The 10,937-nt window shown below is 66.6% G+C and carries 12 protein-coding genes; 7 read left to right on the forward strand and 5 right to left on the reverse strand.

Features of this window, described 5'->3' with window-relative positions; translation table 11 throughout:
• Positions 1–174 precede the first annotated feature (174 nt).
• The 4 genes from ACE039_RS30865 to ACE039_RS30880 are packed head-to-tail and all read right to left on the reverse strand — an operon-like array spanning position 175 to position 4,822.
• A complete protein-coding gene (locus tag ACE039_RS30865; protein WP_105555604.1) occupies positions 175–1,125 on the reverse strand; it encodes an ABC transporter permease in 951 nt (316 codons plus the stop codon).
• Positions 1,126–1,135: 10 nt separating this feature from the next.
• The gene (locus tag ACE039_RS30870) at positions 1,136–2,209 is read right to left on the reverse strand and encodes an ABC transporter permease (protein WP_485824246.1); all 1,074 of its coding nucleotides are present in this window, start codon (positions 2,207–2,209) and stop codon (positions 1,136–1,138) included.
• Between the two features lie 49 nt (positions 2,210–2,258).
• Positions 2,259–3,788, reverse strand: a complete 1,530-nt coding sequence (locus ACE039_RS30875) for an ABC transporter ATP-binding protein (protein ID WP_485824247.1) — start codon at positions 3,786–3,788, stop codon at positions 2,259–2,261.
• Positions 3,785–4,822, reverse strand: a complete 1,038-nt coding sequence (locus tag ACE039_RS30880; RefSeq protein WP_105555601.1) for a BMP family protein — start codon at positions 4,820–4,822, stop codon at positions 3,785–3,787. Before ACE039_RS30880 ends, ACE039_RS30875 begins: the two co-directional genes overlap by 4 nt.
• A gap of 428 nt (positions 4,823–5,250) precedes the next feature.
• Here ACE039_RS30880 and ACE039_RS30885 point away from each other — a divergent pair, with 428 nt between their 5' ends.
• The 6 genes from ACE039_RS30885 (at position 5,251) to ACE039_RS30910 (ending at position 9,679) form a co-directional block, all read left to right on the forward strand.
• Positions 5,251–6,165, forward strand: coding sequence for a DedA family protein/thiosulfate sulfurtransferase GlpE (locus ACE039_RS30885; RefSeq protein WP_448712657.1), 915 nt, complete (start codon positions 5,251–5,253; stop codon positions 6,163–6,165).
• Positions 6,166–6,301: 136 nt separating this feature from the next.
• A complete protein-coding gene (gene panE / locus ACE039_RS30890; protein ID WP_105555598.1) occupies positions 6,302–7,228 on the forward strand; it encodes a 2-dehydropantoate 2-reductase in 927 nt (308 codons plus the stop codon).
• A 157-nt stretch (positions 7,229–7,385) separates the two neighbouring features.
• The gene (locus ACE039_RS30895) at positions 7,386–7,997 is read left to right on the forward strand and encodes an NAD(P)-dependent oxidoreductase (RefSeq protein WP_310035482.1); all 612 of its coding nucleotides are present in this window, start codon (positions 7,386–7,388) and stop codon (positions 7,995–7,997) included.
• A 128-nt stretch (positions 7,998–8,125) separates the two neighbouring features.
• On the forward strand, positions 8,126–8,584 hold the full coding sequence (locus ACE039_RS30900; protein ID WP_105555596.1) for a nuclear transport factor 2 family protein: 459 nt from the start codon (positions 8,126–8,128) through the stop codon (positions 8,582–8,584).
• 10 nt (positions 8,585–8,594) lie between these two features.
• A complete protein-coding gene (locus ACE039_RS30905) occupies positions 8,595–9,164 on the forward strand; it encodes a flavin reductase family protein (RefSeq protein WP_105555595.1) in 570 nt (189 codons plus the stop codon).
• Positions 9,165–9,169: 5 nt separating this feature from the next.
• Complete coding sequence (locus ACE039_RS30910; protein WP_485824248.1) at positions 9,170–9,679, forward strand: nucleoside 2-deoxyribosyltransferase; 510 nt, start codon at positions 9,170–9,172, stop codon at positions 9,677–9,679.
• A 36-nt stretch (positions 9,680–9,715) separates the two neighbouring features.
• Here the strand turns inward: ACE039_RS30910 and ACE039_RS30915 are convergent, their stop codons facing one another.
• Complete coding sequence (locus ACE039_RS30915) at positions 9,716–10,423, reverse strand: TetR/AcrR family transcriptional regulator (RefSeq protein ID WP_485824249.1); 708 nt, start codon at positions 10,421–10,423, stop codon at positions 9,716–9,718.
• Between the two features lie 150 nt (positions 10,424–10,573).
• On the opposite strand from ACE039_RS30915, the gene ACE039_RS30920 reads away from it, so the two are divergent.
• Positions 10,574–10,937: MFS transporter (locus ACE039_RS30920; protein WP_485824250.1), on the forward strand; the 364-nt coding region annotated here is incomplete at its 3' end.

The following is a 10,937-nucleotide window of genomic DNA, read 5'->3' on the forward strand; positions in this document are numbered from 1 at the left end:
ACACCACCATCGGGGTCGCACGGATCCGGCTTTGCCGGTCCGTAGCGACGCCCCCTGGAGGGGGGGCGCGTAGCGCTCGGGGGTGGGTCCTCCCTTTCGGATCCGGCTCCGCCGGTCCGTCGCGACGCCCCCTTGAGGGGAAGCGCGTAGCGCTTCGGGGGTGGGCCACACCCTCTACCTTTCGCCCTTGCGATACGGTTTCATCAGCGCTTGCGGGTAGGCGGCGCGGCGCGCCATCACCACCAGGGCGAGGATGGACAGGATGTAGGGCAGCATCAGGTACACCTGATACGGTAGCTCGGGCAGGCCGGGCAAGGCCGCGCCGCCCTGTTGCAGGCGCAGTTGCAGCGCGTCGAAGAAGGCGAAGATCAGCGCGCCCAGCAGCGCCTTGCCGGGCCGCCAGGATGCAAACACCACCAGCGCCACGCACACCCAGCCGCGGCCGTTGACCATGTTGAAAAAGAACGCGTTGAACGCCGCCAGCGTCAGGAAGCTGCCGGCCACGCCCATCAGTGCCGACCCGGCCACGATCGCGCCGATGCGCAGTCGCGTGACGGACAGGCCCTGCCCTTCGGCGGCGGCGGGGTTTTCGCCCACCATGCGGATCGCCAACCCGACCGGCGTGCGGTTCAGCACCCAGGCAAGAATGGGCACGGCGGCCAGCGCAATCAGCGTCATGGGCGTCTGCCCCGCCAACACCGGGCCGATCAGCGGAATGCCATCCAGGAATTTCATTTCGGCAAATGGCGTGATGGTGGGCGGCGTGTTCACGCTGGGAAACGTCACGCGGTAGGCAAAGTACGACAGGCTGGTGGCAAGCAAAGTCACCCCCAGGCCCGAGACGTGTTGCGACAGGCCCAACGGCACCGTCAGCACGGCATGCAGCAAGCCGAACACGGCGCCGGCCAACGCCGCCGCCAGCACGCCCACATACAGCGGCGCGCCCAGATACACCACCAGCCAGCCGGTAAACGCTCCGGCGGCCATGATGCCTTCGATGCCCAGGTTCAAGACACCTGCGCGCTCGCACAGCAGCACGCCCAGGGTGCCCAGAATCAGCGGCGTGGCCAGGCGCAGCACGGCGACCCAGAAGGCCGAGGAACTGATCAGATCCATCCATTCCATGGCGTGCTCCTCAAACCCGGTTGCGGCGCAGGCGGTACTGCGCGAATAGCGTCGCAACCAGCATGGCAAGCAACGAGGTGGCGACGATGACGTCGGCGATATAGTTCGGCACCGCGATGGCGCGGCTCATGCTGTCCGCGCCCACCAGCATGCCGGCGACAAAGATGCTGGCCAGGATCACACCCAGTGGATGCAGCCCCGCCAGCATGGCAACGACCACGCCGGTGTAGCCATAGCCGGGTGACATGTCCAGCGTGACGTAGCCGGTGCGGCCCGCCACTTCGATGGCGCCTGCCAGGCCCGCTAGCGCGCCCGACAACATCGCGGTGCCCAGCATGACTCGGTTGACCGGCAGGCCCAGGAAACGCGAGGCGTGCGCATTGGCGCCCACGGCACGCATCTGGAAGCCGAAGACGGTGTAGCGATTCAGCAGCCACAGGCCCAGCGCCAGGCCGGCGGCCCACAGCAGGCCGGTGTGCGCACGCGTGCGTTCGATCAGCTTGCCCAGTTCCAGGTCGCCGTTAAGCGCCACCGATTGCGGCCAGCCCATCGCCATCGGGTCCTTCATCGGGCCGTCCAGCATCATGGACACGAACAGCAGCACGATGAAGTTGCCCAGCAACGTAGTGACCACTTCGTCCACGCCCAGGCGGGTCTTCAGCAGCGCGGGAATCAGCAGCAGCAAGGCGCCGGCCAGCGCGGCCGCCAGCATCATGCCGCCGAACAGCACGGGCACGGGCAAGTCGAAGCCGTTGCCGTCATGCAGGCCACCGATGGCGACCGCCGCCAGCGCGCCCAGGTACAGCTGGCCCTCGGCGCCGATGTTGTAGAAGCGGGCGCGGAACGCCACCGCACAGGCCAGGCCCGTCAGCATCAGCGGCGTGGCGCGGGTCAGCGTTTCAGACAGCGCGAAGCGCGAGCCGAAAGCGCCTTCGAACAGCAGCGCGTAGGTGCGGCCGACGGGGGCTCCCGCCCACGCCACCAGCAAGGTGCAGACCGCCAGCGTAAAGAGGATGGCCGCGATGGGGGCCAAGGCCAGCGCCAGACGGCTGGGCTCGGGGCGGCGTTCCAGGATCAGTTTCATGCGAGTGTTGCTCAATAGAGGGGGCGTCGGCGCGGGGCGGAGCGATCCGTCACGCGCGGGTTCCCGTCATGGCCAGGCCGACGGTGGCCGGCGTCCAGTCGGCCACCGGCTTGACGGCGACCAGCTTGCCGCCGCACAGCACGGCGATGCGGTCGGCCAGGGCGAAGATTTCTTCCAGGTCTTCAGACACCAGCAGTACGCCGGCGCCGCGCGCGCGGGCGGCCAGCAGCTGCTCGCGCACATAGGCGACGGCGCCGATGTCCAGGCCCCAGGTCGGCTGGTCGGCCACGATGAAGCGGGGTTCGCGGGCCAAGGTGCGACCCAGGATCAATTTCTGCATATTGCCGCCGGACAGGCTGCGCGTGCGCACGTCCAGCGAGGCCGCGCGCACGTCGAACTGCTTGGCCAGCGACGCCGCATACGCGCGGCCCGCGCGGGCGCGGATCAGGCCGTAGCGCGCGAAGCGCTTGTCCTTCAGGTCTTCGACGATGGCGTTTTCCCACAGCGGGCTGTCGCCGATCATGCCTTCGCCGTGGCGGTCTTCCGGAATGCGGCCGACGCGGGCGGCCGTCCAGCCGGCCGGCGTGGTGGGCGCGGCGGCGTGTTCGGCGCCCAGACGGATCGTGCCGTCGGAGGGCTGGCGCAAGCCGGTCAGCACCGACACCAGCGCCTGCTGGCCGTTGCCGGCCACGCCCGCGATGGCCACGATTTCATGTTTGTGGACGGTCAGGTCCAGGCTGTCCAGGCGCGGCGCGCCATCGCGGCCGTCACGCACGGTGACTTGCGACAGGGTCACGACGGGCGCTGCCTGTTCGGTGGCGGCCACGGCTTCGGCGCGCGGCATGACGACCTTGCGGCCCACCATCAATTCCGCCAGTTCGGCGGGACTGGTGCCGGCGGTGTCGCGCTCGGCCACCAGTTTGCCCTGGCGCAGCACCGCCACGCGGCGCGAGACGGCCATCACTTCGTCCAGCTTGTGCGAAATGAAAATCACCGCCAGGCCATCATCGACAAACCCGCGCAGGGTCGCGAACAGGTCTTGCACTTCCTGCGGCGTGAGCACCGCGGTGGGCTCGTCCAGGATCAGCACGCGCGCGCCGCGGTACAGCGCCTTCAGGATCTCGACGCGCTGTTTCTCGCCGACGGAAAGCGTGCCCACGCGCGCATCCGGATCCACCGCCAGGCCGAAACGCTGGCCAAGTTCGACCAGCCGGCGGCGCGCGTTGCCGCGGCCGGATGCCAGCTTCCACAGCGACTCGGTGCCCACCATGATGTTGTCCAGCACGGTCAGGTTGTCGGCCAGCGTGAAGTGCTGGTGCACCATGCCGATGCCGGCCGCCAGCGCGGCGTCGGGCCGGCCGGCGGGCAACGGGTTGCCGAAGACTTCAATACTGCCGGCGTCGGCCACATAGTGGCCGAACAGGATCGACACCAGGGTCGACTTGCCGGCGCCGTTCTCGCCCAGCAGGGCCAAGACTTCGCCTTGCGCGAGCGTCAGCGAAACATCGTCATTGGCCGTCAGGCTGCCGAAGCGTTTGGTGATCCCCGTCAGTTGCAGGGCGAGAGGCGCTTGGTTCATCGTGCCGAGGACTTGGGTTCTTTGTCGACGACCTTCACCGTGAAGCTGCCGTCCAGGATTGCTTTCTGCTTGGCCTGCACGCGGGCGACCAGTTCGGCCGGGATCTTCGATTCAAAGGTGCCCAGCGGCGCCAGCGACGAACCCTTGTGCTTCATCAGCGAATATTGGCCGTAGTCATCAGCCTTGAACGTGCCGGCCTTGACTTGCTTGAGCGCTTCATCGATCGTGGGCTCCATGCTCCACAGGGCCGACGCCACCACGGTTTCCGGGTACTGCGGCTGCGTGTCGATCACGTTGCCGATGGCCAGCTTGCCGCGCTCCTTGGCCGCGTCCGACACGCCGAAGCGTTCGGCGTACAGCACGTCCGCGCCCTTGTCGATCATCGCGAAGGCGGCTTCCTTGGCCTTCGGGGGATCGAACCACGAACCGATGAAGGTGACGGTGAATTCGGCCTTCGGGTTCACTTCCTTGGCGCCTTCGATGAAGGCCTGCATCAGGCGGTTCACTTCGGGGATGGGGTAGCCACCCACCAGGCCGATCTTGCCGGTCTTGCTCATGCCGCCGGCGATCATGCCGGTCAGGTAGGCGGGTTCCTGGATGTAGTTGTCGAACACCGAGAAGTTGGGTTGCTGCGGCTTGCCCGAAGAGCCCATCAGGAAGGCGGTCTGCGGATAGTCCTTGGCCACTTTGCGGGCCGCGGCTTCCACGGCGAAGGCTTCGCCCACCACCAGCTTGTTGCCTTGCTCGGCGTACTGGCGCATGACGCGCTCGTAGTCGGCGTTGGTGACGTTTTCCGAGAAGGTGTATTCGATGTCGCCGCGGTCCCGGGCAGCGGTCAGCGCCTTGTGGATGCGCGACACCCATTGCTGTTCGACCGGCACCGTATAGATGGCGGCGACCTTCGTTTTGGCCGGTGCGGCGGCCTGGGCTTGCACCGCGCCCGAGAACAGCAGCGCGCCAGCGGCGGCAGCCGCCAGCTTGAGCAGGCCGCGGCGGGCGATGGCGCCGGCGGACGAGGTGGACAGGGATTTCATGCGGAGACTCCTTCGCGGGGATGGAAAGGGAACCGTGGGACGACGATGCGGATGCCGGGCTGCGGCCGCAGGCGGGCATGTTCGGCGCGAGCGGTCGGAAACGTAGGCGTGGGATCTGTCATGGGATGGGGGCGCCGGGGGCGCGTCCCATCCGAATGGTCGGTGCGCAGCCAGTCCAGGCGAAGCAAGTTGTATGCCATGAGGCATTCCTGCGACAAGTCGGGGAAACCTGATGGACGGGCAGGATTATAGGCACCCCGGCGGGGAAACGTGGCACCAAGATGGTGCGGCGTGTCGCAAGGGATGGACATTGGGCGGGTGAAACGCCGTGTTGCGGTGCAGGGCGTGCGCGCAGACCGTCCGGGGGGGCCATGGCGAGCCTAAAATCCGGGAATAAGCCGCGCGGGGCGCGGCAAGCTGGAAGGTCCATGCAAGACATTCAATTGCTGCTCGAACAGTACGGCGGGTGGCTGGTGTTCGCCAACGTCCTGGTCGAACAGGCGGGCTTGCCCGTGCCCGCGTATCCCATGCTGATCGCGGCCGGCGCCCTGGGCGGCGCGGCCGGATGGCTGACGCCCTGGCTGGCCGCCACCGTGGCCTGCCTGCTGGCCGACTCGCTTTGGTACGTCGCCGGCCGGCGCTATGGCGCGCGGCTGCTGGGCGTGATCTGCAAGATGTCCTTGTCGCAGGATTCCTGCATCCGCCAGACGCAGCGGCTGTACCTGCGCATTGGCGTGCGGGCCTTGCTGGTGTGCAAGTTCCTGCCGGGCGCTGGCGCGCTGTCGACCGTGATGGCGGGCCTGACTGGCACCGCCTACCGCCGTTTCCTGCTCTACGACCTGGTGGGCGCCATGATCTGGTCCGGGTCCGCCTTGCTGTTGGGCGGGCTGTTCCATAGCGTCATCAATGACGTGTTGGAAATCCTGAGCACCTATGGGGCCATGGGACTGGGCGTGCTGGCGGCGGTGCTGGCGCTGTATATCCTCACGCGGTTCCTGCGCCGCCGGATCCTGCTGCGCAGCCTGCGGGTCATTCCCCGCGTATCGGTGGGCGAACTGATGCAATGGCGCCAGGACGGCCGCAATACCCTGGTTTTCGACGTGCGTCCCGAAGCGCAGCGCGATGCCGAACGCATTCCGGGCGCTATCGCCGTGGACTTGAAGGCGCCGCTGCCGGCATTGGACCCCCAAGCGCTGGAGTCCGACATCGTGGTGTATTGCGCGTGCCCGAACGAAGTGTCGGCCGCGTTGCTGGCCTCGCGCTTGCGCGCGGCGGGCTATCCCAAGACCTGGGCGTTGCGCGGCGGCTACGAGGCCTGGGCCGAGCACAATCACGCGGTCTGAGCACGCGCCCCTTCATTGACGCCCGCTCTGTCCGGCGCGTGGGCAGCAGCAGGTTCGCGGCAGCGCCAGCAAGGCGCGCCAAGCGCATAATTCCATACCAGCCCGCGCTACAGGCGGGCAGCGACAGGAGAGACAAATGCGGTTGTTGTTCTTGGGTGCTGGCGGCACCGGTGGCTATTTCGGCGGACGCGCCGCCCAGGCGGGCGCGGACGTGACCTTCCTGGTGCGCGAACCGCGCGCGGCGCGGATCCGCGAGCACGGCTTGCGCATTCAGAGCCCGTTCGGCGACGCCACGCTGCACCCCAAGCTTGCAACGCAGCAGACGTTGCAGGGGCAGTACGACGTGGTCGTGCTTAGCTGCAAAGCCTACGACCTGGCCAGCGCCATCGAGGCCATCCGCCCCGCGGTCGGCCCCGATACGGCGGTGCTGCCCATCATGAACGGCGTCTTGCAATACGACGTGCTGGACCGCGAATTCGAGCCGCACCGCGTGCTGGGCGGCCTGTGCCAGATCAACGCCACGCTCGGCCCGGAAGGCGAAGTGGTGCACCTGGGCAAACACGCCAGCATCGTCTTTGGCGAACGCGCCGGTCCGGCCCGCAGCGCCCGCGGCGTGGCGCTGGAGCAGGCGCTGATGGGCGGCGAATACGTCAGCCGCCTGAGCGAAGACATCTACCAGGACATCTGGGAAAAGTACGTCATGCTGACCACGCTGGCGGCCGGCACCTGCCTGATGCGCGGCGCGATCGGGCAGATCGCGTCTACCGACGACGGCATCGACATCCTGAAAAGCCTGCTGCAGGAATCGCAAGCCGTCGCGGCCGCGTCCGGTCACGCGGTGCGCCCCGAAGCGGATGCGTTCGCGCAGAAGCTGATGAGCGACCGCACGCAACCCATGACGGCATCCATGTTCCGTGATTTGCGCCAGGGCCTGCCGGTCGAGGCCGACCACATCGTGGGCGACATGGTGCGCCGCGCGCGGACGCTGGGCGTGGACGCGACGTACCTGCGGGTGGCCTATTCGCATCTGCAGGTCTACCAGGCACAGCGCAACGCAGGTTGAGTTCGGCCGATTGGTGCATGAATTGCAAAAAACTCTTCCGCTTTACCGGGTTTTTTGTTCGGATTCGACCGAATAGTATGGATTTGCCTGAACCGGGGCGTGTCGCGGCGCGTCGTGCGCCCCCCTCCCCGGTTCTTCCTCCCCTAGGAGCAAGACCATGAAAATTGCATTGATCGGCATCACCGGCCGCGTGGGTTCACGCGTGGCCGACGAACTGTTGAAGCGCGGCCATCAGGTGACGGGCATTGCCCGCAACCCCGCCGACGTGAACGCGCAGCCCGGCCTGACCATCCAGCAAGGCGACGCCACCGATCCCGAAACGCTGACCCCGCTGTTGACCGGCCATGACGCCGTCATCAGCGCCACGCGTTTTGTCTCGACCGACGCGCGCCCGCTACTGGCCGCCGTGAAGAACGCCGGCGTGCCCCGCCTGCTGGTCGTGGGCGGCGCGGGCAGCCTGTTGGTGGCGCCTGGCAAGCTGCTGATCGATACGCCGGAATTCCCCGATGCCTACAAGCCCGAGGCCCGCGCCGGCGTCGTGTTCCTGGACACGCTGCGCCAGGAAAAAGTGCTGAACTGGACCTTCCTGTCGCCCTCCGCGCTATTCGAACCGGGCGAACGCACGGGCACGTTCCGCGTGGGCGATGACCACCTGCTGGCCGACGATGAAGGCAAAAGCTGGATCTCGATGGAAGACTACGCCATTGCGCTGGCCGACGAGATCGAGACGCCCAAGCATGCGCGCCGGCGCTTCACCGTCGGCTACTGAGCTGCCGTCGGGCAATGAAAAAGGGAGCCCGTCAAGGCTCCTTTTTTCGTTGTGCGGCCGGGCCGGAGCGGCGGGTTTTATTTGTAAACTGGCAGACCGCCAGCCGGCGTCACCCTGAGTTGTCCTGTATGCGTATGAAGTTGAAATCGTTGGCCGCCTGTGCGCTGGTCGCCTCCCACTGCCTGGCGTCGGCGCCAGCGCTTGCGGCTGCGCCCCAGTCGAACAAGGACATCGTCACGGCGTTCTTCCGGATGATGTTCCAGGACCGCGAGATCGACGAGGCGGTGCGCCTGTACGTCAGCCCCAACTACGTGCAGCACAACCCGTACATGCGTGACGGCGTCGGGCCGATGGTGGATTTCTTCCCGCCGTATTTCGACCAGCATCCGCAAGCCATCGTCGAGATCAAGCGCGTGATCGCGGAAGGCGATCTGGTCGTCATCCACAACCAGTGGCGCGATTCGCCGGAAGACCGCGGCCAGGCCGTCGTGGACATCTTCCGCGTCGACAAGGGCAAGATCGTCGAACACTGGGACGTCAGCCAGGAAATTCCCGAAAACCCCGCCAACCAGAACGGCATGTTCTAAGCGCCCAGCCATGTCCAAAATCGAAGCCGTAGACCTGCCCCGCGCGTATCTCTTGCTGAATCACGGCCCCACGGTGCTGGTGACCAGCGCCCATGGCGACGCGCGCAATGTCATGGCCGCCGCGTGGGCGATGCCGTTGGACTTCAACCCGCCCAAGATGCTGGTGGTGGTGGACAAGAACACCTACACGCGCGAACTGATCGAGGCGTCGGGCGAATTCGCGTTGTGCATTCCATCGCGCGCGCAAGCCGCCGCCACCTTGAAAGTGGGCTCGGAATCGGGCCGCGGCGAAGACAAGTTCCAGGCCAGCGGCCTGTCGACCTTTCCGGCCAGCAAGATCGGCGCGCCGCTGGTCGCGGATTGCCTGGGCTGGCTGGAATGCAAGGTCGTGCCCGAGCCCCACAACCAACAGGCTTATGATCTGTTCATCGGCGAGGTCGTCGCCGCGTGGGCGGCACCGGATGTGTTTTCAGGCAACCGCTGGCACTTCCCGCAAGACGACCGGCGTTCGGTCCACTATCTGGCCGGCGGTTCCTTCTTTGCCACCGGCGAGGCTTTCAACGTTTCAGAACCGGAGTAGCCCATATGCGCAGCGTGTATCTCGCGGGTTTCGACGTATTCCTGCCCGATGCCGTGGCGCACGGACAGCGGCTCAAGGCGCTGTGCGCCACGTACGGTTTCGACGGCCTGTTCCCGCTGGACAACACGGCCCCCAAAGACCTGTCGGGCGCGGCGCTGGCGCAATGGATCTATCGCGAAAACGTGGCGCTGATCCGGCGGGCCGACCTGGTGATGGCCAACCTGAACGTCTTTCGCGGCGCTGAACCCGATTCCGGCACGGCCTTCGAAGTGGGCTATGCCATCGCCTGCGGCAAGCCGGTATGGGGCTATACCAGCCAGGCGGGCTCGCTGGTCGATCAGGTGGCGGTGGGTGCGGCGGCGGACGACGGCGTGTCGCGCATGGTGGATTCCGAAGGCCATACCGTGGAGGACTTTGGCCTGAACCTGAATTTGATGCTGGCGTGCAGCGCCCGCATCGTGGTGGGCAAGGCGTCGGATTGCCTGGCCCGCATGGCTGAAGACGCCAGCCGCTGATTGCCGGCCGCCCATCGGCAGCAGCCGGCTTCCTGATCAAGCTGCTGTTTTTCGGCGCGTGGCCTGCTTGGCTGCGGCAACGGGCTTGCCGGTTTTCGGAGCGCTTGTGCGCTTGCGTGGCGCGGCGCGGCCCGGCGTCGCCAGATACCCCATCACCGCATCCACCACGGCCTGTTCAAGCTGCCCGGTGGAAAAACCCGCCGGCGGCTCCAGCGCCGCCGCGTGCACCAACGATTCCATGATGCGCAGCACGACGTAGGTCGCCAGGTCGCGGTCTTGCTGCGCGATCTCGGCGCGGTGCAACTCCAGCAGATGCCGCATGCGGCGATGAATGTCCTGGTCGGCCAGGCTGTGTTCGCGCGGCGTGTCGAACAGCGGGAATTCGCGTTCCAGCACGCGGTGCAGCGCGGGTTCAAGCAGATGCGCGTGCAGCATCGCCTGCACGATGGCGGCCACGCGCTCTTGCAGCGTGGCGGCGGGGTTGCTGTTCAGCACGTCGTCGATGACGTCCAGCATCTGGTTGTCGTGGCGCTGATGCAGCGCGGCGATCAGCGCGTTCTTGTTCGGAAAATACTGGTACAGCGACCCGACGCTGACGCCGGCGGTCTCGGCGATCAGGTTGGTGTTGGTGCCTGCATAGCCATGCGTGGCCAGAACGCGAGCCGTCGCCTGCAGGATGGTGTCGACGGTGTGCTGCGACCGGAGCTGGCGCGGCGATTTTCGGGGCTGTGGGATGTCGGTCATGGATGCGGGGAAAGGCGAGTATCAAACCTGAGCATCGGCTCATAAAATTTACGGCAGGCAATCCGATTTGGCACCCGCAAGCGCGGATTATGCCATCGGCGAATTCTCCGCGATGGTTTCGGATTGTCATGACCCTTTCAAGGATTTTTCATGTCGAACGTTTCGACGGCCGAGGCTTTGCCTGCGGCCCACGGACCCGTGCGCTCTGTTTTTGCGCAACTGCTGCCTTTGGTCTTGGCGGTGTTCATCGGATTTTTCATGGTTGGCCTGCCGATGCCGGTATTGCCGCTGTACGTGACCGGCACGCTGGCGATGGGCGCGCTGGTGGTGGGCGTGGTGGCGGGCCTGCAGTTTGCCGCCGCGCTGTTGTCGCGGGCGTATTCCGGCGCGCTGGTCGATCGCCGCGGCGCCAAGCGCGCGGTGGTGACGGGCTTTCTGCTGGGCGCGGCAGCGGGTTTGCTTTATGTGCTGGCCGAGGCATTGTCGGCACGCCCCCCCGCGGCGCTGACCGCGC

Source organism: Achromobacter maghribensis (assembly GCF_057334215.1).

Bases quoted from the DNA above. Each gene is read 5' to 3' on its own strand.
- ACE039_RS30865 (WP_105555604.1), bottom strand. From the start codon at position 1,125: ATGGAATGGATGGATCTGATCAGTTCCTCGGCCTTCTGGGTCGCCGTG.
- ACE039_RS30875 (WP_485824247.1), bottom strand. From the start codon at position 3,788: ATGAACCAAGCGCCTCTCGCCCTGCAACTGACGGGGATCACCAAACGC.
- ACE039_RS30870 (WP_485824246.1), bottom strand. From the start codon at position 2,209: ATGAAACTGATCCTGGAACGCCGCCCCGAGCCCAGCCGTCTGGCGCTG.
- ACE039_RS30880 (WP_105555601.1), bottom strand. From the start codon at position 4,822: ATGAAATCCCTGTCCACCTCGTCCGCCGGCGCCATCGCCCGCCGCGGC.
- ACE039_RS30885 (WP_448712657.1), top strand. From the start codon at position 5,251: ATGCAAGACATTCAATTGCTGCTCGAACAGTACGGCGGGTGGCTGGTG.
- ACE039_RS30900 (WP_105555596.1), top strand. From the start codon at position 8,126: ATGCGTATGAAGTTGAAATCGTTGGCCGCCTGTGCGCTGGTCGCCTCC.
- panE (WP_105555598.1), top strand. From the start codon at position 6,302: ATGCGGTTGTTGTTCTTGGGTGCTGGCGGCACCGGTGGCTATTTCGGC.
- ACE039_RS30910 (WP_485824248.1), top strand. From the start codon at position 9,170: ATGCGCAGCGTGTATCTCGCGGGTTTCGACGTATTCCTGCCCGATGCC.
- ACE039_RS30905 (WP_105555595.1), top strand. From the start codon at position 8,595: ATGTCCAAAATCGAAGCCGTAGACCTGCCCCGCGCGTATCTCTTGCTG.
- ACE039_RS30915 (WP_485824249.1), bottom strand. From the start codon at position 10,423: ATGACCGACATCCCACAGCCCCGAAAATCGCCGCGCCAGCTCCGGTCG.
- ACE039_RS30895 (WP_310035482.1), top strand. From the start codon at position 7,386: ATGAAAATTGCATTGATCGGCATCACCGGCCGCGTGGGTTCACGCGTG.